The organism is Legionella sp. km535 (assembly GCF_003990085.1).
Taxonomy (GTDB): Bacteria; Pseudomonadota; Gammaproteobacteria; order Legionellales; family Legionellaceae; genus Legionella; species Legionella moravica.
In genome coordinates this window covers 31330-54920 of record NZ_RZGU01000026.1, presented here as the reverse complement: position 1 = coordinate 54920, position 23591 = coordinate 31330, and the positions used below count along the sequence as shown (strand labels likewise).

The window sequence follows — 23591 nt, the reverse complement described above, 5'->3', positions numbered from 1 at the left end:
ATTTCTTGAAAAACGGTATCTTTCACTGTACGTCCTTGACCTAAATGGGGATTTAGGGCGCTATCTTAGCGCTTTATCAAGGACGCTCAACTATTTCTTCTTTTACCGGACAGTAGTGCGCGCAGGCGGGTCACCATTTCGCATTCGACACTGAAGTAAGTTGATATGGCTCGCTGACCTGCAATTTTGGTAACACAAGGAAGACTTGGCTGAAAGATTCACCCATAGATATTATGTCCGTCATATGAATTATTATGAAATTCACGTTGATGTTTACTCTCTCTTTTAATCAATAATTTTTATTCCTCTTGCATGTCGTCACGACAGCATCGTGTGAGTTCATATTGCTCAGTTTATACACCCTGTGATAGAGTGAAAACTTTTACAGTTATCCTGGGAAGTCCCAAATGCCAGACAACCTCACACAAGCGGTGATTGAAAGCGCTCAGGACGCACAGAGCACGCACAACAAAGTAACCTCGAATGCAGCAGCCATGCTTGCCATCCAGCTGGCTTCACGGTATCTGTTGCGAAAGAAGGAAAGCGAAGTGCCTGCTCAACCCGCTTCATCTGTGGCTGCCGCTTCTTCTTCATCCGCAGCCTCTTCATCGGTTGTTGTACCCGCCTGCGAGATGACTATTGAAATGACCGCTAATACCAAAGCACTAGAGCGGATGAGTCGTGTCAGAACGAGGTATGAAGGACGAGTCAAATCATCTTTTCTGGAGGCACCCACCAAAGCATGGCTGGCAGCAACGTTGAGTTCACGCACCTTGAGCAAAGAACTTGACCGGGTTACTCTGGTTGAGGAACGCAATGGGCAGCAGGTTTCTACTGAATGGTACCTGCCACTGCCTGAGGTCTATGCAGTGGTTCTCTCAGCACTGATAGACCTGGATAAAAAACGATGGCCGGTGCCGCCTGGGAGCAACGCCAAAAATGAACGGCTGCAGCGCCTTCAGGAATTTGACCGCATCAATAACGCTCTGGCGAAAGCCACACCACGCATCTGCTCTACAGGCATACGCCATGCCTGGCTCATGGCGCTTGATGGCTATGAAGGCAAGCGCCTGCCTTTGAATGCAGAGGATGTCCTCATGCAGGGGCTGTTCGATTTCATGGCGCGTGAAGTGCTTGGAAAGCAGATGAACATCAATCTTCCCGACGGGCGAGACCCGGTAGGCGCGGAACGCTCCACCTTTAATGAGCATTTTCAGTCCCTGTTTTTGCCATGGGCATACGGCACCATGCCGGGTACTGTTCGAAATGCCATAAAAAAAGCCGGTGGCTCAGACGCGGCACGGGACTTCGTGCTGGAGCGTTTTCGCACAATAGGGATAGCGCCGGATGAGCAGATGATGCAAAAAATCAACGGGTATTGCAGCAAGACAGGATTGCAATCCATCCCCTGTCATTTCATCCCCATCCTTGCGGCCCTTGAACGTCATGCCAAACGCCACACGCTGGCCCTAAGTTCGGGCAGCATCACCGCAACCGGGCTGCGACCGCTTGCTGAGGACACACTCGCCTGGCTTCGGGGAGTAAACTTCAGCCCGGAATCCCTTGCGAACCCTGCACACGAAAAAGACCCCTTGAGTATCCTCTACCTTGTCTTAAGGCTTCACGATTCGCTTTATCAGTATAAAGACTATAAAAATCTGCTCGACGTCTGCGACATGCCCGAGGACAACAAGGACGCCTGGGTGGGGGCGCTTCATGTTTATAGTCAGTGCCTCCATAACCCTGACCTTACTCTTGCGTCCCTGCTTGACGATACCGTTAGGTTGGAAGAACGCCTGCGCGCTTTTGAGCGTGGTTTCGCTGTGTGGCGAAACGGTGCCTATCATGACTTCATCAGTAATTATACGGCAAACTGGTTTGCCGCAAGCGGTGATGAAGGAACAGCCGCCCGTGCCAGTCTTTTTGCCCGACTTTGTGACCTGTACTTTCGAGAAAACAGTGAAGGAAGCAACAGCATTCCAGCCATCCGGTTAAAAGATGCGATGCTTGCCGAGTGGTTAGCCAGAGCAGGGGAAGACGGTATTTTAGAAGTAACGCCCTATCAGATAAACCGCATCCTGCTTCATGCTCTGTGCTATCCTGCTGACAGCTGGTCGAATCTGTTTCGACAGTGTCTTCCCAACCTGCTTGAATTCATCCGCAACCGATGCAATCAGGAGCAGAACACCGCAGGCGATGCGCTTTCACGAGATTCCTGGCCCGAAGCGTTGCTTGCCCAGGTTGAACGTATTGCTGCACCTGACTCGACAGGAGAATCTCCCGTTCCTGTGCTGCTCACACCCCGCACTATCACGCCCGCATCCAGCCTTGATGTCGCACGATTGCTAGCAGCGTCTAAGGATATGCCCGCAGCCATAGTGCGTCAAATCGTTGGGCTTCCGGGGTTTGATCCCAATGCCACCAATGGGGATGCGTTAACTTCTTTTTATCTTGCTGCAGAATACGGGAATATATGCTTTGCTTCCCTCCTGATTGAACAAGGGGCTAAATATTGGGTGAAATTTCGAAGTTTTTACCCTCCGCTTCAAGCGGCCATTGATAATCAACACTTTACTTTTGTTCAATGGTTTCTTCAGGCATTACCTGAGCATAAGCGGGTTAATGTTGTCATTGCAAAAAATTACAAAGGTATTCCCATGATGCACCTGGCCGCAAAATACCCCGAATTTTTAAAAGATATTCTGAACTGCCTGCCTGAAATAGAAAAAGCGGGAGTTGTGATGGTACGAAGTCATGGCGGCAATACTGTGCTGCATCGGCTAGCAGCCAGCCACCCGAAAATACTGCACCAGCTTTTGGATTACTTACCTGAAAAAGTAAGGGATGTTACTTTGAAGGCAACGAATGATTCTGAAGATACCGTGATGCATCTGCTCGCAACCAGCAGCCCGAAAATTCTGATTTCGCTACTTAAATGTCTGCCCGAAGCAGCTCGATATGACACGATCAAGGTTAAAAACCCGAACGGTTTGACCGTACTGCACCAAGTCACGGAAGACCATCCGGAAATTTTAAAACAAGTACTGGACTGTCTGCCCGAGGTAGAAAGAGCTGGCGCCGTTATGATTAAAAACCCTAAGGGCTTTACCGTATTGCATCAGGCAGCAGCAGACCATCCTGAAATTATCAGACAGATTCTGGATTGCTTGCCCGAGGCATTAAGGGCTTGTGCTGTGATGGTAGAGGAATTTAATGGCAATACGGTATTACATCAAGTCGCAATTAGCAGTCCTGAAATTCTAAAACAGATTCTGGAATGTCTACCCGAGGCAATGAGGGCTTATGCTGTGATGGCAGGGAATGAGTATGGTGTTACCATGCTCCATCTCACCGCATCAAAACGCCCCGAAATCCTGAAACAGCTATTGGACTGCCTTCCTGAAGGAATAAGGGCAGGGGCTTTAATCAAGGAATTTCAGGGTGGTAATAGCGTGCTGCACCTGGTCGCAGCAAAATGTCACGAAATCCTGAAACAGCTAATGGACTGCTTGCCCAGTGAGGCGAGAGCTGATGCCTTGATGGTACGAAGCGCGTATGGAAATACCGTGTTGCACCGGGTAGCAATAAGCAATCCCGGGATTTTGATACCTCTTCTGGATTGCCTGCCTGATAGAGATAAAGTGAGCGTCCTGAAGGTAAAGAATATGGATGGTGATACAGTTCTTGATTGGGTGAAAATTACTGGTCATTCCGAGTTATTGCGTTTTATTGAAGAGTTACTGGAACAAGAGGAACTTCGAGCAAACCATCAAATCAGCCTGGACTCAACTATTCCTCACCATGAAGCAGGATTTCGATTACCACCAGTAGCCTCTTCACCAGGGAGGGATGCTTCTCTGTTCTCCAATACATTTTTTGCCAGGAGTGGGGTAGTGCGACAGGATTCAGATAATCCGGATGAACAACGCACCTTAAAGCGGTGAGTTGTTCACTTCAACCGCAGCACTGATGCACTTATGGCTCTAAGCTGAATCTGTGGTGCTGTTATTTCTACTGTTCTTGTTAATTATAGATACAGTAGGAGCAGATCGGTCAGAGGTTTGATTTTTTTGCCTGGGTACATTTGGAGTTAAACTCATTCATGAAAGTCCCTAGCTCTTGTACTGACAATGTGGTTTTATCTTTTGTGATATAGCTCAACACGAGCTTATTAAAGCATGCTTGATATCCAGTATGCTCAGGGGACTTTAAATCAGAAAGGGTTTCGGGATCCTTGGAAAACTGGATGGATGTTAATGTCGCCTTGGTACTGTCTTTTTGTAAATCAGTTGTGTATGAAGCAGTTGCAACGCAGCAAGCTGCGCAGGCGTCCAAATCATCATACGCTTGTAATTGCTCGGGGTTGTTGTTACTGATGGAAAGAAAATCTCCTGGTGTAATATTGGAGGTAAAAGTGAGGATGTTTTCATTCTGTGTTACCTCATTTAAACCACCATTACAACGATCTCCACCAAAAGGTAAGGTTTTAATATGCAATTTGTTCTGATCACGATTGACTAGATATAGGGAGGAAAAATGACCACTGCCTCCTGTGTTGCTGATCAACAGAAGGGTATAGAGGTGATTGTAATAACCGATTACTTTATAATAACTGTAACTGGAAGCAAAGCCTGAATCGTCCTTCAATTTGTATTCAAAACCGTAATATCCTTCGTTTAATAATTCTTTAGATTGGCCAAGTACGTTAATTGGCTCAAGCTCACAATTATCAGTTAATGATAGAGTTTTGTTGGAGAGTTCTCCCTGATCAAAACACAAAGGATTAATTGGCTTGTTATTGTACAATAAATCAGCAGGCAATGTGGAAGAGGAGGATGCATAAATCACTGTGTTGATGCTCAACCCTAAATAAACACTGGACAAGAGTAGTGTAATGCTTGATTTATTCATCGTAACCTCTTTGTGCTCCCTGTATTTTAATAGTGTAGTCCAGCAATCCGCGTAAAACTATTTCGAGTGATTGCTTTTTATAGTTTAGTCCATAAAAAGCCGCTGTTGCCTGTAAGGGATTATCTTGAGCCAGGCTGGTATTTATATTTGAGTTGTCAGGTTATACTCTGTATCAATCGGGTCGAATGTTCGAATATCATGGTGCTTCGAAAATATAATAATAAGGGTGAATATACTCCTTTTCCAGGTCTCACTGTTGTGGCATCGGTGCAATCTGCTGATCAATGCTTATGGGCAGACATTAATCGATTAATCAATGAGTCTACCTTGCTTGCTTCCTGCTATGCCCCTCTTTCTAATAAAAGTTATCACATGACGGCTCTTAATCTTTTTACAGAGAGGGCGGTTGGAAGTGGGAGATGGAAGGATTTTCTTATTTCGAATACACCTCTTTTTAAAACAATTCAAACTGCCTTTGAACACAACAAGTTTTGTCCTGAAGTCAGCATTGAGTCACTTGAGGTGAGCCGAACTGTAAAGTTGGTTGTTCGCTTGCCTTTGGCCCAAAAACAAGTGATTAACGATATTGCGCATCAGTTTGATTTGAAGAGCAAAATTCCTCATCCTTTTCATATTACATTGGCTTATCGATATAAACGAGTTGATAGACAAAGGGAACTGGATATTGAGCATCAATTACAAGAGAGCCTTGCACCTTTATTAATTGGCCATTCATTTTTATTGAATCCACCGACCTTGTGCTTCTTTAATGATATGAATGCGTTTATTCCCTGGGATGGAACCTATGTTCCTTTTAATAACTTGGTGGAGTAATCAATTGAGAAAGTATGCTCTGTTAATGAATACTCTTCAAAATCAATGCCGCTTATAAAATATCCATTATGCCATGTTAGTTGGAGTGAAATGGTTCTGTTCTGGTGCATCATGAAACGATTTTGATTCAAGAATTTTATTATCTATCAGTGCCTTTTGCATTTTTATCAGTTGAGCAAAAGTACCTCTGCTGGTACTAGTCATAAACCATCCACGTTGAATGGAAAAAAATTGATTCAAAGAAGTTTTAGGCGATAAGCATTCTTTTATAAGATCTTCCTGTACATCACTGCTTAAATTCCGGATGTACTTGATGACCATCTCTTTAGCATTAGGAAATTTGGCCAGGAGGGGAAGATGATGCCTACTTATTTTGTTCTGTTGCAGATCGCAAACCAGGTGCATTATCCCATCGTCCTGAATGAAATAGTCTATTAAGTCTGGTGTAAACAATTTTCTTTCCTGGGGAGATAGTTGACTCAAAGCGACTAATTCTTTGCTCCGTTCAGGTTTATTCATTTCCAAAATGATGCTAAGCAAGGAACTATTATTTCTGTCCACCGAATCGGGATCGGCGCCATTTCGTACCATGATGATGTAATTGTCTGCTGAAAAACGTTGAGTATTTCTTAGATTCATCATGAGTTGTATTGGAGTGCCTTCATTACTTTTATAATGAATGCTTTCGGGATGCATTTTAAGCAATTCAAGCGCGTAACTGAATTTCAATCGTATAAACTGATGAATGGGTGCTGATCCAGAGCTATTTCGTACATTCGGATTGGCGCCCAATCGAATCATCGCAATAAGAGAGTCAACACTGAAGCCGTCATTCAGCATGTAATACAAAGGTGTCAATCCAAACTTATCTTTAATATTGATGTCGGCGTTATATTTCTCAATCAGTTGAAATGCTTCTGTCATACGATGATTAAAAACTAATAGATGAAGAAGACTGTAGCCGCAATCATTGAGGATATTCGGGTTGGCTCCTAAATCTAACAATGCAAATGTTTCACTGGTATATATAGATTTATTGAGTAATTGACGTAATTGTGCGTTTAAATCCATTTAATTGTTCTCAAGAGAAGCAGGCCATACAAAAATAAAATTTTAGTCATTAATCTATATCTCTCTGATTTTATTAAAGTCGCTCAAATATGGTTCTCGTATTAAAGCCGAATAAGCGTTCATGCATTCGGTAGGCGTATTCATCGGTCATATTGGCTATATAATCACAAACAACCCGGTAGGCCTGAGTTTCATCTTCAGCCTGTTTAAACAACTGACGATTTTTATTATCCAACAGACTGGCAGGATTGGAGCTGATGGCGTCAAACAAGCGGAGCACTACGGTCTGTCCGCCGTATTCAAAAGTACGTGCTTCCTGAGAATCAATCACATTGTGATAAATGCATTGCATTAAATAGTTTAATAATGCAGCTGCTTCCGGGATTAGTGCAATATTGTATTTCAATAAATTATTTTCGAATAATTCATTCATCGTCACAATTTGGGTTGAGGTAATAAAATAATTGACCATTTCCCCAATGGCTTGTTTTCTTAAACAGAGATCATTTGAAAATAATGAGTTGATTAAGCGATCCTGATCTTTGGTCAGGGAGGTATTGCCAAGCAGCACTCTGAATTCGGATGTATCCAGATGAGAGGGATTAATGAGTCTTAAATGAATGGCATCCTCCAAATCATGAACGCCATAAGCGATGTCATCCGCTGTATCCATTATTGAGCAATCAAAACTGTGGAACGCTGATTTACCGCATTGAGTATCTTGTGGTTGTTTGGATAGCGATTGAAATAAGGTTCTATCACCTTCGGAAAATGGAGATAAGAGCCAATCGACTTCAGGTTGTTCACAATCAAAATACGCTTTGGGGGGCAACCAATCGTTAATTTTTATGGTTTTATGGATGGACTCATGAATAGGAGGTAGTTTTTTTGCCGCCACATCGGATCGTTTGACGGGATATTTTAGTAGGCCTAATAAGGCGCGGCGGGTTAAATCAAGGCCAAATCCCCCATAACTGTTTTCAACCTTGGTCAGTAGCCTTAGTGTCTGTGCATTACCCTCAAATCCACCGTATTCGCGCATCATGTAATTTAAAGCGACTTCTCCACCATGTCCAAAAGGGGGATGCCCTATATCGTGGAGCAGGCAGATAACACTAATCAGATCATCTGGGGGTAACAGGTTGGATAAAAATTTCGGGTGGTTCTGATTATTAATCAGATTATGAACGATGCTTCGGCCAATTGAATCCACTTCCAGCGAGTGAGTCAAGCGAGTACGGTGAAAATCTCCTTCATCTGTTCCTAAAATCTGAGTTTTTCTTTGTAATCTTCTAAAGGCAGGACAGTGTATTACCCTGGTTCTGTCGCGTTCATAGGGATCTCGATGATCCTGAGAACCTCGTTGATTGGTTTGACCAGAGCGTCGATGTGTCCACATAGTATTTATCACTGAGAAACAAAAAAGATACTTTATGACATACTTTAGCTGGAAACAACTGGATTGCTAAAGTTTTCTTGAAATCGGTAGATAACAACCAATAAGAGCAGAAGTAAAAATTATAAATCAGGGGGTTATGATGAATTATAAAATAAGATTCCTGTTTTTGGGGGTGTGCATCACTAATTTATCTTCATGTATGGTTTATGAAGAATATAATTCAGCCAGTTATCGTACGTATACTTATGATGATGTTCAATTGTATCCGCAGGCCGATTATAGAATGTACAATTATGGCTATCAAAATGGACCTGCTCAAAATGGGGTTAGTGTACCAGACTCCTATCATGTTGGTGAATATCATTCCCCAGTATCGTTTAAGGATAGGGATAGAAATTGGGTAAACGGTCAAAATCCTCAAGGTTATACCATTCAGGTCGCTGATGATGAGAAGGCTTCAAAAGTAGCACAAAAACTATATAAGGCACCAAAAAATGATCGTATGGCCCAGATTAAATATCAGCGAAATGGTAAGTCCTATTACAAGGGCTTATACGGTACTTATGATAGTCAGGAAGCAGCTCAAAAAGCATTAAATGAACTACCTCCTGAAATTAAGCAGGGTGCAGGGGTAACCAACTGGGGTAATGTCCAAAATAATATGGATGAATAGAGCTGTAAGTCAGGCTGCTGTAGTGATAATAATCATCAATTTGGTCACTCCGGGGGTAGTGGTATGTTCCACATCAAATTGCTTGATTGTTATCGTATATTTATCATTGATTTTAGCAAGCCACTGCATAAATAGCTTAAAGGGGACTGTATCAAAGGTGAGCTGGATGTCTCCTGCACCGGTCTGTTGTAATTGATAGGGAAATTTCAGTGTTTCATTATTTTTTAGTTGAGTTGCGAGCAGGGTGAGTAATTGGCTGTTATCTACTGTTTGTTTTGTTGTGGCTGAATGCGCCTTTTGCCTTACCTGTTTCATCCAGGCCAACGTCTCAGTTTTTTCAATGAGCTGAGAAGATTTCAAAGTGACTTTATTGCTTAATGGGGTATAAAGAAATTGATAGTAAAAATAAATGACAAGGCTTAAAACAGCAGCCAGTACCATCCATTTTTCTCTCTCATTAAGCGAATTCAAATAGGATTTCACGTGAGCTCCAGGGTAGCGACTACTTGTTGATCTCGAGTTGATGCTTGGGTTTGTTTTACTTTTAATTGCATTGTTTTTAATTTATTTTCCAGTTGTTCCAGATTAGCGAAATCAGTGCTGACCAGGGTTACTGATAATGTTTTGTTTTGATATCGTAAGTTTTCTATCGTGTTATGCTCGGCATTCATGGCTTTGGCAAATTGATTTAATAAAAACCAAAATCGCGTTTGACTGTTTGCGCTATTATCTCCAAGAAGTTGGCCGATACGGAATTTGGGGCTAATTACCTGTTTGGCATCAGGGAAAAACTCATGATAAATAGTCGCGATCTGGTCATCGAGTAGTTTGTTTTGCTTGTTCAATGAATGTAGGGATATGGCATTTACCAACAGTAGAGAAGCCAACCAACAACCGCACAATACACCTGCGATTTGATATCCCTTTTTAATCCAGTCGGAAGTATTCCCATGCTGCATGTCACCTTGGCACAGGTTTAATGGCTTTGTTGTTAGTAATTTTTTAGCTATCCAAAGGTACGATGAATCATTGTCTTTGACCACTGAGCTGTCAGGAGTTAATTGACTGTCTTTAAATAACAGAACCTTATCCTGCGGGTGATTTTTTAAATAATAGTGAGCAAGCTCTCCAGAAAGTGCTCCTTTAAAATCATCATGATGCACCAGGAGTGAAGATTCTGTAACGATTAATTCATTGGCAGTCAGTGCGTACCAATCCAGAGTAATTTCTTCATAGATGATTTGGTGTTCGTCAAGGAGCCGCATGATGAATTGTAATCGTGCTTTACTGAGTACGGTAATAAGATACTGGTTGTTTTGATATCTTAGTTTGTCAAATGCAAAATGAAGCTCTTCTACAGGTTGAGCGAGCTTTTCTTCCAGAGCAAAAGGAATTGCGACCCGGGCTTTTCGTTCCGGAAGCCAGGGAAGCTCCAGGCTAAGAATGCTGGCACTGGCGGTTGATTCAACAATTAACGTTGTACATTCACTTTGCAAGGATTTAATTTCAGCAAAAGTACGTTGTTCTGGCGGCGCAATTAATGCGCCTTCAGAAGATATTTTCAAACAAAAGCAGCCATTATCATCAAGATGCTGAGTATACAAGAAACATTTATCCATGAGTTAAACTCTATTTAATTTATCGATGTTAATGGCGCAATTGGTTTCAGTATATCTCATAAACAGTATATTCGAATCATACATAAGCCCTATGCTTTTTGGTATTTTGTGCCACCCACTGCTGTTTTAATTGCTGTGATAACAGATAGACAGCCATTGCATACTGAGGACTGGAGTTATAACGGGTGATTACAAAGAAATTAGGGTAAGCCAACCAATATTCTTTACCCTCGTTAGTCAATAACTCAATGACGCCAGCACGCGCTGGATGATGTAGTGATGCGGTAACTGGTTTGATCCCTGCTGCTTCCAATTGAGCAAAGTTATAATTTGCCGTTTTAGGATTCATCTGGATGCGTTTGTATTTCCATCCTGTAATTTTAGCCGGTTGCGCGATTCCACCATTTAATCTCCATCCATGCTTATGAAGATAGTTGGCAATACTCCCAATGGCATCCGCATTATTCGTCACCAAATCACGATGCCCCTTGTTATTAAAGTCTACGGCATAATATCTATAACTGCTGGGCATAAATTGAGGCTTACCTATAGCGCCTGCATAGGAACCTTTATGATGGGTTGCCGGTACTTTGTGCTCTCGGCAAAGCAGTAAATATTCGGTTAGCTCTTTGGTAAAAAAAGGAGAACGTTTAGGATAGTTGAATGCCAGAGTGGCCAATGCATCAAGAACACGATAATCTCCCTGACGTTCACCATAAAGGGTTTCAACACCTAAAATCGCAATAATAATTTCGGGCGGTACGCCATATCGTTTTTGAGCTCTGTCGAGGTCTTTTTTATTTGCAGCCCAAAAATCCAAACCACCTTTCACTCTTTGAGGTGTTAGAAACAACCCTTTGTATACATCCCATGTTTTCTTTTCATAGGGCTTTTCCATTGATTCGATAATCTGTGGTTGCAGTACCACTTGATTCATGGTTTCTGTGAGCTGTTTTCTGTTGAATTGATGGTTTTTGACCATGGAGTTTATAAAATTCTGAACGTCTTGGCGTTGAGTAAAGGCTGTGTCTGCATAGCTTGTGCAGGACACAAGAAACAGTAGGGTGTAACCTAACCAGATGAGTCGTCGCATGGTGCATCCTATTATTAAAGCGAAAGGAAGAATTTTAGTAAAATTGAGGGGCATTAGCAAATTCTCTTTGCAAAATGAACCAATTAGACCACAAATACAACAGAAATAGCTTAGCCTACTTTCTGCACGGCCACATTTAAGATAGACTTATGCAATTTGCAAAAAAGGGTTACTTCAGTTGAGCGATTTAAAGCGGATTCGTAATTTTTCAATAATTGCCCATATCGATCATGGCAAATCTACTTTGGCTGATCGGTTTATTCAGATATGTGGCGGGTTAACCGAGCGTGAAATGAGCTCTCAGGTTCTTGATTCCATGGACATCGAGCGCGAACGCGGTATTACTATCAAGGCGCAGTGTGTCTCGTTAAATTATACTGCTAAAGACGGTAAAACCTACCTGCTTAATTTTATCGACACTCCAGGCCATGTTGATTTCAGCTATGAGGTGTCACGTTCACTTGCTGCCTGTGAAGGCGCTATCTTGGTTGTTGACGCAGCCCAGGGGGTCGAAGCCCAGACTGTCGCTGTATGTTATACGGCGATTGATCAGTCTCTGACTGTTCTTCCTGTATTAAATAAAATTGACTTACCCCAAGCTGAGCCCGAACGGGTAATTGATGAAATCGAAGACATTATTGGTCTTGACGCGCATGATGCCATTCGGGTCAGTGCAAAAAGTGGCATCGGTGTTGATGACGTTCTAGAAGCGCTGGTTGCTAACATCCCTCCTCCTGAAGGGACTTTGGATGCTCCTTTGCAGGCATTGATTATTGACTCATGGTTTGACAGTTATCTTGGAGTTGTATCTCTGGTTCGTATTGTTAATGGTTCCATACGCAAAGGCGATAAAATGCGGGTGATGTCAACTGGCAGATCCTATGAAGTGGATCAGGTTGGAATATTCACGCCTAAAAGAACCAAACTGGAGGCTTTAAACGCCGGTGAAGTAGGCTATGTTGTTGCCGGGATTAAGGAAATTCAAGGGGCTCCGGTTGGGGATACCTTGACTCTTGATAAAAATCCTGCCGAACAGGTATTGCCTGGTTTTCAACGGGTTAAGCCACAGGTCTATGCCGGATTGTTTCCTATTAGCTCGGATGATTTTGAAGCCTTCAGGGAAGCATTAGCTAAATTAAGCCTGAATGATGCATCACTGTTCTACGAACCTGAGTCGTCAGAGGCATTGGGATTCGGTTTTCGCTGTGGATTCCTTGGAATGCTGCATATGGAAATCGTACAAGAGCGCTTGGAGAGGGAATACAATCTGGATTTAATCTCAACCGCACCAACGGTGGTTTATAAAATTGTGACTCAAAAAGGGGAAACGCTGTTCATTGATAATCCATCACATTTACCTCCCTCACCACAGATAAAAGAAATGTATGAACCCATAGTCAGAGCGAACATTTTGGTTCCACAAGACTATCTAGGGCCTATTATTAATTTATGTGTTGAGCGGCGTGGTGTTCAGGTGAATATGACTTACAGTGGTCGCCAGGTCTCTGTATCTTATGATATCCCAATGAGCGAAGTGGTTTCTGACTTTTTTGATCGACTGAAATCCGTTAGTCGTGGTTATGCTTCGCTGGATTATAACTTTTTACGTTTTGATGCAGCTGATTTGGTGAAAATGGATGTATTAATTAACAGCGAAAAAGTGGATGCTTTATCGGTTATTGTACATAGAAGTTCCGCCAACAGCCGTGGCAAGTTAATTGCTGAAAAAATGCAGGAGCTTATTCCCAGACAAATGTTTGATGTGGCTATTCAGGCAGCTCTAGGTAGTCATATTATTGCGCGACAGACAGTTAAGGCTTTAAGAAAAAATGTGACCGCAAAATGTTATGGCGGTGATGTGTCGCGTAAACGAAAATTGCTGGACAAGCAGAAGGCGGGTAAGAAACGCATGAAACAGGTAGGACATGTTGAGATTCCTCAAGAAGCGTTTATGGCCGTTTTTCAGACCGATAAAAAGAAATAATCAGTGTGTACAGGACATATGGATTTTAGATTGGGTTATTTTTAGGAAATTAATTTATGAACTTTGCTTTAATTTTAGTAATTCTGTCCGCAATCAGTGGATTTATCTATCTTTTGGATGTGGCTTTTTGGGCTAAAAAGAGAGGTTCGGATAAAAAACCAGGTCGAATTATTGAATATTCTCGTTCCTTTTTTCCGGTTTTTTTTATTGTTCTCTTATTGCGTTCCTTTTTAGTTGAACCGTTTCGAATTCCTTCCGGTTCATTGGAGCCTACATTATTAGTTGGCGATTTTGTTGCAGTCAATAAGTTTGCCTATGGGTTAAGACTTCCTGTTTTGGAAAAGAAGGTTATTCCCATATCCAATCCTAAAACGGGGGAAATCGCAGTATTTCGTTGGCCGCCAGCCCCTTCATATGATTACATCAAGCGTGTCATCGGTGTGCCTGGCGATCATGTGACTTATCACAATAAAAAATTAACGGTGAATGGTAAAGAAGCAAAGCAAACTTTTGTTGCCTACACTATAGACGAAAGCTCGGGAAAACCGGTTGCCCAATATAAAGAAGATCTAAATGGCGTAGTACACGATATTTTTGTCCGAGCAGATGTTCCTGCTGTCGATTTTGATATAGTTGTTCCTGAAGGGAACTACTTTATGATGGGTGATAACCGTGACGACAGTGCAGACAGTCGTTTCTGGGGCTTTGTTCCTGACAATTATTTAAGAGGAAAAGCCTTTCTGGTCTGGATGAGCTGGAATGGTAAGACTGATAATTTACGTTGGTCAAAGATCGGAAGATTAATTAAATAAGGGACTATAAAATGCAAAAGCAGCAAGGGATGACTTTAATCGGGATGTTGTTTACTGTAATTGTGGTCGTTATGGCTGCAGTGGTGGTGATGAGGGTGGTTCCTGTGTATTTGCAACACTATTCTATAGTTCAGTCTATAAAAGGTTTAAATGAAACACCTGTTTCTACTTTAACTGGAGATTCTTACAGCGATATTGAGACTCTTAGAACAAGCCTTTCCAAACGATTTGATATCAATGGTGTTGATGATTTAAACAATGAACAGTTAGTCATTTCACCGGATGGCCCGAACAGATTCAAGGTAAAATTAAAATATCAGGTTGTAAAGCCCTTGGTATATAATATGAGCTTGATGGTTGATTTTGATAATACATACGAGGTGGTAGTTGGCAGTGAAAATTGATTTAGACAGACTGTGCAGGCGCTTAAACTATCAATTTCAAAAACCTGCTTATTTGAAGCAGGCACTGACTCACTGTAGTGTGGGCAGTGATAATTATGAACGTTTTGAGTTTCTTGGTGATTCTATTTTAAGTTTTGTCATCGCCCATGAATTGTTTCATCGATTTCCTTCTCAAAGTGAAGGCCAATTAAGCCGTTTGCGATCTTTTTTGGTCAAAGGTGAAATGCTGGCTGAAATTGCCAAAGAATTGTCTCTTGGTGATTTTCTCTATCTGGGACAGGGTGAATTAAAGAGCGGTGGTTTTCGCCGAGCCTCCATTTTGGCTGACGCTCTGGAAGCTATTTTTGCAGCTATTTTTCTGGATAGAGGTATTGATGCTGCTAAAGACGTGATATTGAATTTATACCGTTCCCGGCTAGATAATCCTAATTTAAATGATTGTTTAAAAGATGCCAAAACACAATTACAAGAGTATTTACAAGCGGAAAAATTTGCTCTTCCTGAATATACTTTAACTAAAGTAGAGGGCGATGAACACGATCAAATATTCTATGTTACCTGTTCAGTAGATGGGATAAAGCATGTGTCTTATGGTCATGGTGCCAATCGAAGAAAAGCAGAACAATTAGCAGCCAAATCATTATTAGATCAATTAAGATTGCCTGAATAATGGGCAATTTAATCGCTCCTTAAGCATTTTAAGATAGAATATTTTTAATAACTTAAAAAGCTTTGGAGCTCAACCATGCCACAGGACGAACAGAATCAATCAAATCCACCATCGCAACCACAATCTAAAAAGGCAGATGTTGTCATTGTTGGGGGAGGTCCCATTGGCTTAGCCCAAGCGTGGGGTTTAAAAAAATTAAATCCTCAATTAAAAGTTGTAGTTCTTGAAAAATATGAGGAATTTCAAAGAAAACACACTTTGGTGATGCAGCATAAGCAGTTGGCAGCTTTAATTCAAGCAACACAATCCAGCGATGATCCATGTTTGATTGCACTAATGGAACAACTTCGCAAAAGTCCCAATATTCGAACTAATACCTTACAAGAAACGTTCCGGGACATAGCAAGAGATTCAGGTGTTGAAATTATTATTGAACAAGTGAAGCCCGAATCGATTAGAGAACAAGTGTTAGCCTATGATCCTGAATTGGTCATCGGAGCCGATGGTACGCATAGTGTGACGAACCAGGCTTTATTTCCTAAAGACAACCGAATTCACTATGAAATTGATTATGCGATGCAAGTGCGTTTGGAAATAGATGGCAAAGTGGATGCTAATCTGGACCTAACAGTACAATTTTATCAAAGATTAGCTCATCACGGGCTAATTGCGACAGAGCAAGTTGGAAGATTAGACCCTAAAACAGGTAAAACCCCTGTGACCATGCAAATTATTATTCCCAAAGAGGATTATATGATTTTGAATGGTCTTAAGGAGAAATCTAATGCTCAAAATCCAATAAAACCTTTTGGCAACGAACTGGAGTATCGTGAAATTCCAGACCATTTGCAGACTTTTATCGACAGTTATCTTTATGAGCGGCTTAAATTATCAGGCAGTAACATTAATCCTCATTCTATTCGGATTAGTGTGAATGAACTACCGGCGTCAAGAGTAACTGAAACGTTTACACACCTCCAGAATCCAGAGACTCACAAGGATGTATTTGTGTCGTTAAATGGGGATTCAGCACTTGGATTATCATACTTTAAAGGTCTAAATGCTGGATTGGAGGCATCTGCCAAATTCTTCACCTGTATGGCACCTGCAATTGTGCAAGGCCTCAAGGATAAAAACCTGGTTCAAAAATCATTGGATGAGTACCAATCTTGGTTTTCTGTTTATGCAGAACAAAAAGTAGAAGAAGTCAGAAATTACAGTGCGGTTAAAATAGGAAGCTCATTAAAAGTCATTAAAGGCGTTCAAGGTTCCAAAGTCGTCTCCGCTTATATCCCTGAAGTCGACAAGAAACCGATTATAGATGCATATTATCACTTACTAGCCAGAGCAAATCCGGATGATGTTGTTGATTTTCGACCCTACCCTCATAGATCTTACGATCCAGACATCCAGTTAGGTCAGTTCGGTTATGTGCCTATACACTATACAATGAAAAAAACCACCAAAATTTTTGCTGATTTTTTTAAGCCTTACAAAAGTGGTTATCAAGTAATGAATGATTTTAAGCAACCATTCACTGGCGTTGTTAATGTGTTCATGGGGATAACCAAGTCAGTATTGGGGATAGGCACTTTAAGCCCAACACGCATTTTAGATGGAGGCGCTCATCTGCTTCGTGGAGTTATTGAATTAGCCATGACTCCATTAACTTTTTTGGTAAAACCATTTGTCCGTGGTGTTTTGACCTTATTCAGCTCTTACAAAAAGATAGAAGAAAATACAGGAGTGCAACATTTGGTTGATTTAGGAACTAACTTGTTAGAATCACAAGAAGAGAAGGAAGAGCTATCCTTTGATAAAATGCAGCAATTACTGGGCATCTGTAATGATCTGCATCGTAAATTTAATAAATCAGTTCAACGAGGGCAAGGTACCCAGATCAGCAGCTCCTTAGAGCGAGAGTATATTAAACGCTTGACCGATACGGCAAGTCCAGAGACTACATCAACTAAATTCAAAGATTATTTAACATTATATAAAGGATCTTCTGTTGCTACTGATGAATGTAAACAGCAACAAACTCTGGCGTTATAATTAAATATACCTTGAGCTTCGTTGTTTTCAATCATCCAGAATTGCTGATGCTGGCCTCAAGTCTTTTGATACCATCATCAGCAATAGAACGCTGTTTTGACTCCGGTTGGGTTATTGCGCTAGTTAATTTAGTACATTTGTTCCAATATAGTGCAACAGTCCAACCATTCCTCCTCTGATTGATGCAAGGAAGAAATACTTTTGTCTCTTTGATTTATTAACTGATTTAAATTGTTCTGCTGATTACTGTTTTCATAGAGACTCGGATCAGCCAGTTGTATATCCAGCTTTTTAATTTCATTCTGTAATTGATCAATGATTTGTTCCAGTTTTTTTAAGCGGTTTTGAATTACTTTTTTTTCTTTATAGTCATTTGTTGTTTGAGATGAGGTTGTTGTTTTTACATCTTTAGATTGCAGCCAGGAATAATAATCATCCAGATCACCATCAAAAGGCTGTACTTTTTGGTTATGGACTAAATAAAAATTATCCACGCTTGTTTTCAGCATATGTCTGTCATGCGAAATAAGAATTAAAGCACCTTCATAGCTTTGTAATGCGAGTTCAATTGCAGATCGCATTCCCAAATCCAGATGGTTTGTTGGTTCATCAAGCAGGAGCAGATTGGGTTTAAGCCAAACAAGCTTTGCCAGCGCAAGGCGTGCTTTTTCACCGCCTGAAAAATGTTGAATGGGCTGGACTGCCATATCTCCTATAAAATTAAAGCCGCCCAGGAAATCACGGATGGTTTGTTCTCTGACTTCAGGAGACAGGATCTGAATGGTTTCAACAGGACTTAATTGACAATCCAATTGTTCCAATTGATGCTGTGCGTAGTACCCGATTTTTAAATGGGCTGATCGATGAATGGTTCCATTTAAAGTAGGTAACGCTCCGGTTAATGTTTTAATTAAAGTGGATTTACCTTCACCATTTGGCCCTAACAATGCAATTCGATCTCCTGGGTTCAGGGAGAGGTTAATTTTCTTCAAAATTGGAGTTTGGTACCCTGCATCCACCAGATTACACTGAATCAATGGATTACCTGCTCGAGGACAGGGAAAGAATTCGAAAGAAAATGGGGAATCAGCCTGTGCTGCGGCAATAATCTCCATTTTTTCAATTGCTTTTAATCTACTTTGTGCCTGCTTGGCTTTGGTCGCTTTTGCTTTAAATCGATTGACGAAGGACATCATATGAGTAATTTTAGCTTGCTGCCTTTCGTGCATTATCTGTTGTAATGCTAATTGTTGGGCATGAGTTTTTTCAAAGCAACTGTAATTTCCAGAGTATAAATTAAGCTTTTGATGCTCGATATGTAAAATATGAGTTACAAAGGCATCGAGGAACTCTCTGTCATGCGATATCAAAATAATCGTACTTGGACTTTGTTTCAAAAAACGCTCAAGCCAAAATATGGCTTCCATATCCAGATGGTTCGTCGGTTCATCAAGTAACAGTAATGCGGCTGGTTTCATCAAGCAACGTGCGAGACTTAGCCGCATACGCCAGCCTCCGGAGAAACTATTGACTGGTGCGTTTTGTTGATCTCCTCTGAAACCTAAACCAGACATAATCGTAGCGGCCTGAGCCGGTTTGCTATAACCACCGCTATGGCTTAGTTCTTCATGACACGCCAGTACTTCAGCATCATTACCTGACTGCTCGGCTTTTGCCAAACGAGCCAATAGTTTAATATATTCTTCATCGCCTGCGAGAACAAAATCCAGAGCCTTCTCATCGCTGTCAGGTAACTGCTGTGATAAGTGACTGATACTTAATTGTGGATTAATTAAATATTCGCCTGTATCTGAGTTCAGTTTTCCAAGAAAAAAGTCGAATAGAGTCGATTTGCCACAGCCGTTATGACCAATAAGACCAATCTTCTGCTTTTCATAGAGGCTGACGTCGGCTTTATCCAGTAAAATTTTATTGCCACGAGAGAGAGTAATTTGACGAAGGGTAAGCATCATGAACCATTGAACAGATATTAATAGCTAATTTTACCATAGTTAACAGAATGATTTAACGGTTTGTCGACACATCCCTGTGAACATTCTAATCGCTGGGTTCTATAGTTTTGTTTCGTGCAGATTGATAACGTGCTTGCTTCTCAATATCGATGTATCGATCTGTGGTCGCACTGGAGCTATGCCCTGCATCATCCCGAACATGTTCTCGTGGTCGAATTTTGACGTCTTCAGAGATTCCAGTATGCCTCAACCAGTGCACTGTAGCGGCTGATAAATTATCGGCTTCTTCAGAAAGTCCTTTTTGACGAAGACGTTCACCTGCCAAATCAAAACAACGCTGAATAATCCTGCGAATAGGAGCGGTATCACTCATGGGGCCATTTCCCCGAATTTTGGGAATTAATGGGGAGTTATCCGCAGGTGAGGGCAGGGGAGTTAACCCTAAAAATAAACGCCATCGAGTCAGGCTTTCCAACATTGCCTCGCTCACTGCAATCTGCCGCTCCTTATTTCCCTTACCCACAGTAGTGAACCACCAATGGCCATTACTGTCTTTGGCAAAATCATTCATACTGGGAATCCAGCGATCACTGGCCGCGAGTTCCGATATTCTTAAATACATACCAAATAGCAAGCTTAACATAAATCGAGTACGCTCATGCTTTTCTGGTGACTCCTCTGCCATTGATTCCGCAGCATGCAATACTTCATTCCATTGTAAAAGACTTAAACGCCGTATCGGTGCATTGTGTTGTCTTTTGCGAATGAACTTACTTTTTTGACGGATAAGTGCTACGGGATTGGAAACAGCATATTCTTCAGCTATTAAAAAATTAAACAGGGTACTTAAGATGGCGAATATTTCCTGGGTTGCACCTTGAGATAAACTGAATTGATCCAGAGATGCATTATGACCATTTTTTATAGATGTTTTACTGATAGTAACAACAAAAGGACGCCATTCTATATTGGGGATTCGTTTGCCGTCCTTTTCTATGAATCGTGGTACTTTTTTCAAACTGATCCAGGATTTGGGCGGGTTTTGACAAAAATGGATGTATTCTTCAATGTCATCCCGTTTTAGTTCGTCAATTGTTGCTTTTTTCACATGCCAGGACCATTGAAGCAAGCGTTCGGCTTCGCGGCGGTAGCTGTTAAATGTTCCCTGGCTTCCAGTATAACTTTTAAGAAAGCTTAAGGTGTAATTAAAGTCATTTTGAAATCGGGTATCCGGTAAAATCACGTGTTCGTGGTTTTTATGCAGATAAGTAAGATTATCGAATAAAGGTAACAGTATAGTGTTCATAATTCAGAGTTAAGTCCATGATTGTTAATGCTAGCTTAAATTACATGATTTAGATAGAAGGGCAATAATGTTCTAAAATGATCTTTTTGAAATCAAAAGGAATAAGATTTAAATTAAATTAAACATTTAATAAAAAATTAATGCTTTAGGTTATTGACGTTGGTGATATGAGCTAGTATTATCTGCGCTCTGTCCTTGGACGGGTAACGGGGTGTAGCGCAGTCTGGTAGCGCGCCTGCTTTGGGAGCAGGATGTCGGGGGTTCGAATCCCTCCTCCCCGACCAATTAAGCGCCCGTAGCTCATCTGGATAGAGCATCGGCCTTCTAAGCCGAGGGTAGCAGGTTCGAATCCTGCCGGGCGCGCCAGCCGTCATGTTGTACTAAGTTTGCTGGAAAATTATTATGGTGAGCGTAGCTCAGTTGGTAGAGCCCCGGGTTGTGATCCCGGTTGTCGTGGGTTCGAGTCCCATCGTTCACCCCATTTGTAAATAAATTAAAAGTCTAGCGCTAAAGATTCCATCTGAGTCTTTACAAGACTGAATTACTGATTGATAATCCAACCTGATTGCGAAAGTGGCGGAATTGGTAGACGCACTGGATTTAGGTTCCAGCGGGGCAACCCGTGAGAGTTCGAGTCTCTCCTTTCGCACCATTTCATGATAATTTCCAAGAGGTGAATTAATGCAAGTTTCTGTTGAGACCTTAAAAGGTTTGGAGCGTAAGGTAACAGTTTCTGTACCTGCAGAGAAAGTTGAGGAAGAAGTGAGCTTACGTCTCAGAAATCTTGCTCGCAAAGTTAAGGTTGATGGTTTCCGTCCCGGAAAAGTACCTATGAATGTAGTTAAGAGCCGCTACTCTGACAGCGTACGGGAAGAAGTCGCTCGAGAAATGGTACAGTCTACATTATTTGAAGCCCTACAAAAAAATGAACTGGTTCCCGCAGGCTATCCTTATGTTGAGCCTGAACAGGTTGAGCAGGGCAAAGATTTCCGATATACCGCAGTATTTGAAGTAATGCCAGTATTTGAAGTTGCAGAATTGAATCAAGCCACTGTTGAGTTAACACGTTCGGAAGTTACCGATAAAGACGTTAACGACATGATGGATAAATTACTTGAGCAAAATAAAGAATGGCATGAAGCATCCCATGCGGTTAAGAAAGGTGATAAGGTTGTTATTGATTTCCAAGGATTCCTTGGCGACACACCATTCGAAGGCGGCAGCGCTGAGGGACATGAATTGATCATCGGTTCTGGAGCAATGATCCCTGGATTTGAAGATGGAATTATTGGCGGCAAAAAAGACAAGCCTTTTGATATTAAAGTGAACTTCCCTGAAGATTATGGTCATGCAGATTTAGCAGGTAAAGAAGCTACATTCAAGATTACTGTCCGTAAAGTGATGGAAGGTAAATTACCTGAACTCAATGATGCGTTCGCAGAAAAATTCAATATCAAGGAAGGCGGTATTGAGGCGCTCAAAAAAGACATTAAAGACAACATGGTTCGAGAACTCGAGCGTCGTGTCGACATGATGAACAGAGAAAAACTGTTTGATAAGCTGATGGAAGTAAACACCATCGATTTACCTGTAGCTTTAATTGATAAAGAAATCGAACACTTAAAACACGACATGTATCATCGCTTGTTTGGACATGAACACAAAGACGATGAACAAATTCCTGATTTTCCTCGTGAACTGTTTGAAGAACAGGCAAAACGTCGCGTTCATCTTGGCTTGCTCTTTTCAGAATATGTTAAAAAACATGAAATAGTTGCAGACAAGGACAGAGTTAATGCTATGATTGATAAATTCGCCAGTGCTTATGAAAGTCCTGATGAATTAAGAGCATGGTATCAATCCAGTAAAGAACATATGGCTGAAATAGAAGCTCTGGTGATGGAAGATATGGTTGCTGATAAAATCGCCGAAGATGCAAAGCTTAAATATAAAAATAAGGATTATGATTCAGTGATGAATCCCAAAAAGGGCACTGAGAACAAAGGAGACTAAGTATGCCGGGCTATTCAGATAACTTAATTCGAAGTGCTAGTGGATTAGTTCCAATGGTTATCGAGCAAACATCTCGAGGTGAGCGCTCATATGATATTTACTCAAGACTGTTGAAGGAAAGAATTATCTTTCTTTTGGGTGAAGTCGAAGACCATATGGCCAATCTGGTAGTTGCCCAATTATTGTTTCTTGAATCTGAGAATCCTGAGAAAGATATTTCTCTGTATATCAATTCACCTGGAGGTGTCGTTACTGCTGGTCTTGCTATTTACGACACAATGCAATTTATTAAACCAGATGTAAGCACTTTATGTATCGGTCAGGCAGCAAGTGCTGCTGCCCTGTTACTCTGTGCTGGTGCGGATGGTAAACGTTTTTGCCTTCCGAATTCACGAGTAATGATTCACCAACCCCTCGGCGGTTATAGAGGCCAGGCAACGGATATTGAAATTCATGCGCGTGAAACTCTGGCAGTTAGAGAGCGTTTAAATAGCATTATGGCGAAACATACCAAAAAAACACCTGATCAAATTATGCGTGATACTGAGCGAGATAATTTCATGAGCGCTTCTCAAGCAGTTGATTATGGACTGATTGATAAGGTTCTTTATGATCGAGAGCTTGTATCAGGTACATCTGAGTAACTAGCCAATCGATATTCATGCTAATTCCGCTTGATTTTTGCGGAATTGGCATTATTTAATTGGCTTATCTTTTTCTGATTGACTAAAATTTTACATGTATATTACTAATTAATCTGGTAGTAGCTGTAAG

The 23591-nt window shown here is 41.3% G+C and carries 18 protein-coding genes and 4 tRNA genes; 14 read left to right on the top strand and 8 right to left on the bottom strand.

Translation table 11 applies throughout. The annotated features are described in order from the left end of the window. Positions 1–407: 407 nt before the first annotated feature. Positions 408–3944, top strand: a complete 3537-nt coding sequence (locus tag ELY21_RS13630) for an ankyrin repeat domain-containing protein (protein WP_127110322.1) — start codon at positions 408–410, stop codon at positions 3942–3944. Positions 3945–4053: 109 nt separating this feature from the next. Here ELY21_RS13630 and ELY21_RS13625 read toward each other — a convergent pair whose 3' ends face one another. Beyond that, positions 4054–4911, bottom strand: coding sequence for a hypothetical protein (locus tag ELY21_RS13625; RefSeq protein ID WP_127110320.1), 858 nt, complete (start codon positions 4909–4911; stop codon positions 4054–4056). Positions 4912–5109: 198 nt separating this feature from the next. On the opposite strand from ELY21_RS13625, the gene ELY21_RS13620 reads away from it, so the two are divergent. Continuing rightward, positions 5110–5745: a DUF1868 domain-containing protein gene (locus ELY21_RS13620; protein WP_028383120.1), complete on the top strand. Its 636-nt coding sequence runs from the start codon at positions 5110–5112 to the stop codon at positions 5743–5745. 66 nt (positions 5746–5811) lie between these two features. Here ELY21_RS13620 and ELY21_RS13615 read toward each other — a convergent pair whose 3' ends face one another. After that, a complete protein-coding gene (locus ELY21_RS13615) occupies positions 5812–6816 on the bottom strand; it encodes an ankyrin repeat domain-containing protein (protein ID WP_127110318.1) in 1005 nt (334 codons plus the stop codon). Positions 6817–6889: 73 nt separating this feature from the next. Next, complete coding sequence (locus ELY21_RS13610) at positions 6890–8215, bottom strand: anti-phage deoxyguanosine triphosphatase (protein ID WP_127110316.1); 1326 nt, start codon at positions 8213–8215, stop codon at positions 6890–6892. A 136-nt stretch (positions 8216–8351) separates the two neighbouring features. On the opposite strand from ELY21_RS13610, the gene ELY21_RS13605 reads away from it, so the two are divergent. Continuing rightward, the gene (locus ELY21_RS13605; RefSeq protein WP_127110314.1) at positions 8352–8888 is read left to right on the top strand and encodes an SPOR domain-containing protein; all 537 of its coding nucleotides are present in this window, start codon (positions 8352–8354) and stop codon (positions 8886–8888) included. Positions 8889–8897: 9 nt separating this feature from the next. Here ELY21_RS13605 and lspM read toward each other — a convergent pair whose 3' ends face one another. The 3 genes from lspM to mltB all read right to left on the bottom strand — a co-directional run bounded on the left by lspM (position 8898) and on the right by mltB (position 11600). Next, positions 8898–9371 carry a GspM family type II secretion system protein LspM gene (gene lspM / locus ELY21_RS13600; protein ID WP_127110312.1) on the bottom strand — a complete coding sequence of 158 codons (474 nt, stop codon included), beginning with the start codon at positions 9369–9371 and terminating at the stop codon, positions 8898–8900. After that, entirely contained in the window at positions 9368–10507 is a 1140-nt protein-coding gene (gene gspL, locus ELY21_RS13595; RefSeq protein ID WP_127110310.1) for a type II secretion system protein GspL, read from the bottom strand. The genes lspM and gspL overlap by 4 nt, the downstream gene beginning before the upstream one ends. A gap of 76 nt (positions 10508–10583) precedes the next feature. Further along, on the bottom strand, positions 10584–11600 hold the full coding sequence (gene mltB / locus ELY21_RS13590) for a lytic murein transglycosylase B (RefSeq protein WP_127110309.1): 1017 nt from the start codon (positions 11598–11600) through the stop codon (positions 10584–10586). 178 nt (positions 11601–11778) lie between these two features. Between mltB and lepA the strand changes: the two genes are divergently transcribed. The 5 genes from lepA (at position 11779) to ELY21_RS13565 (ending at position 17525) form a co-directional block, all read left to right on the top strand. Further along, the gene (gene lepA / locus ELY21_RS13585; RefSeq protein ID WP_127110307.1) at positions 11779–13584 is read left to right on the top strand and encodes a translation elongation factor 4; all 1806 of its coding nucleotides are present in this window, start codon (positions 11779–11781) and stop codon (positions 13582–13584) included. Positions 13585–13640: 56 nt separating this feature from the next. Beyond that, positions 13641–14396, top strand: coding sequence for a signal peptidase I (gene lepB / locus ELY21_RS13580; protein WP_127110305.1), 756 nt, complete (start codon positions 13641–13643; stop codon positions 14394–14396). Positions 14397–14407: 11 nt separating this feature from the next. Beyond that, on the top strand, positions 14408–14800 hold the full coding sequence (locus ELY21_RS13575) for a DUF4845 domain-containing protein (RefSeq protein ID WP_127110303.1): 393 nt from the start codon (positions 14408–14410) through the stop codon (positions 14798–14800). Further along, on the top strand, positions 14790–15470 hold the full coding sequence (gene rnc / locus ELY21_RS13570; protein WP_028383111.1) for a ribonuclease III: 681 nt from the start codon (positions 14790–14792) through the stop codon (positions 15468–15470). Before ELY21_RS13575 ends, rnc begins: the two co-directional genes overlap by 11 nt. Positions 15471–15545: 75 nt before the next feature. Then, positions 15546–17525: an NAD(P)/FAD-dependent oxidoreductase gene (locus ELY21_RS13565; protein ID WP_127110301.1), complete on the top strand. Its 1980-nt coding sequence runs from the start codon at positions 15546–15548 to the stop codon at positions 17523–17525. A 128-nt stretch (positions 17526–17653) separates the two neighbouring features. Here the strand turns inward: ELY21_RS13565 and abc-f are convergent, their stop codons facing one another. Beyond that, positions 17654–19495 (bottom strand): ribosomal protection-like ABC-F family protein, encoded by a 1842-nt coding sequence (gene abc-f, locus ELY21_RS13560; protein WP_127110324.1) that lies wholly within the window; start codon positions 19493–19495, stop codon positions 17654–17656. An 88-nt stretch (positions 19496–19583) separates the two neighbouring features. Beyond that, positions 19584–20804, bottom strand: coding sequence for a site-specific integrase (locus ELY21_RS13555; protein WP_127110299.1), 1221 nt, complete (start codon positions 20802–20804; stop codon positions 19584–19586). Positions 20805–21011: 207 nt separating this feature from the next. On the opposite strand from ELY21_RS13555, the gene ELY21_RS13550 reads away from it, so the two are divergent. From ELY21_RS13550 to clpP, 6 genes are all read left to right on the top strand, one after another. After that, a tRNA-Pro gene (locus ELY21_RS13550) sits at positions 21012–21088 on the top strand. 5 nt (positions 21089–21093) lie between these two features. Further along, positions 21094–21170: transfer RNA gene (locus tag ELY21_RS13545), tRNA-Arg, on the top strand. A 39-nt stretch (positions 21171–21209) separates the two neighbouring features. Further along, positions 21210–21285 (top strand) — tRNA-His (locus tag ELY21_RS13540). An 86-nt stretch (positions 21286–21371) separates the two neighbouring features. Then, positions 21372–21456: transfer RNA gene (locus ELY21_RS13535), tRNA-Leu, on the top strand. A 29-nt stretch (positions 21457–21485) separates the two neighbouring features. Continuing rightward, positions 21486–22817: a trigger factor gene (gene tig, locus ELY21_RS13530; RefSeq protein ID WP_028383108.1), complete on the top strand. Its 1332-nt coding sequence runs from the start codon at positions 21486–21488 to the stop codon at positions 22815–22817. A gap of 2 nt (positions 22818–22819) precedes the next feature. Next, entirely contained in the window at positions 22820–23461 is a 642-nt protein-coding gene (gene clpP / locus ELY21_RS13525; protein ID WP_028383107.1) for an ATP-dependent Clp endopeptidase proteolytic subunit ClpP, read from the top strand. Positions 23462–23591 lie beyond the last annotated feature (130 nt).

Excerpts from the sequence above, each read along its gene's own strand:
- ELY21_RS13625 (WP_127110320.1), bottom strand. The coding sequence starts at position 4,911 with ATGAATAAATCAAGCATTACACTACTCTTGTCCAGTGTTTATTTAGGG.
- ELY21_RS13605 (WP_127110314.1), top strand. The coding sequence starts at position 8,352 with ATGATGAATTATAAAATAAGATTCCTGTTTTTGGGGGTGTGCATCACT.
- ELY21_RS13610 (WP_127110316.1), bottom strand. The coding sequence starts at position 8,215 with ATGTGGACACATCGACGCTCTGGTCAAACCAATCAACGAGGTTCTCAG.
- lepB (WP_127110305.1), top strand. The coding sequence starts at position 13,641 with ATGAACTTTGCTTTAATTTTAGTAATTCTGTCCGCAATCAGTGGATTT.
- ELY21_RS13615 (WP_127110318.1), bottom strand. The coding sequence starts at position 6,816 with ATGGATTTAAACGCACAATTACGTCAATTACTCAATAAATCTATATAT.
- abc-f (WP_127110324.1), bottom strand. The coding sequence starts at position 19,495 with ATGCTTACCCTTCGTCAAATTACTCTCTCTCGTGGCAATAAAATTTTA.
- mltB (WP_127110309.1), bottom strand. The coding sequence starts at position 11,600 with ATGCGACGACTCATCTGGTTAGGTTACACCCTACTGTTTCTTGTGTCC.
- ELY21_RS13620 (WP_028383120.1), top strand. The coding sequence starts at position 5,110 with ATGGTGCTTCGAAAATATAATAATAAGGGTGAATATACTCCTTTTCCA.
- ELY21_RS13630 (WP_127110322.1), top strand. The coding sequence starts at position 408 with ATGCCAGACAACCTCACACAAGCGGTGATTGAAAGCGCTCAGGACGCA.
- ELY21_RS13575 (WP_127110303.1), top strand. The coding sequence starts at position 14,408 with ATGCAAAAGCAGCAAGGGATGACTTTAATCGGGATGTTGTTTACTGTA.
- clpP (WP_028383107.1), top strand. The coding sequence starts at position 22,820 with ATGCCGGGCTATTCAGATAACTTAATTCGAAGTGCTAGTGGATTAGTT.
- ELY21_RS13555 (WP_127110299.1), bottom strand. The coding sequence starts at position 20,804 with ATGAACACTATACTGTTACCTTTATTCGATAATCTTACTTATCTGCAT.
- ELY21_RS13565 (WP_127110301.1), top strand. The coding sequence starts at position 15,546 with ATGCCACAGGACGAACAGAATCAATCAAATCCACCATCGCAACCACAA.
- tig (WP_028383108.1), top strand. The coding sequence starts at position 21,486 with ATGCAAGTTTCTGTTGAGACCTTAAAAGGTTTGGAGCGTAAGGTAACA.
- gspL (WP_127110310.1), bottom strand. The coding sequence starts at position 10,507 with ATGGATAAATGTTTCTTGTATACTCAGCATCTTGATGATAATGGCTGC.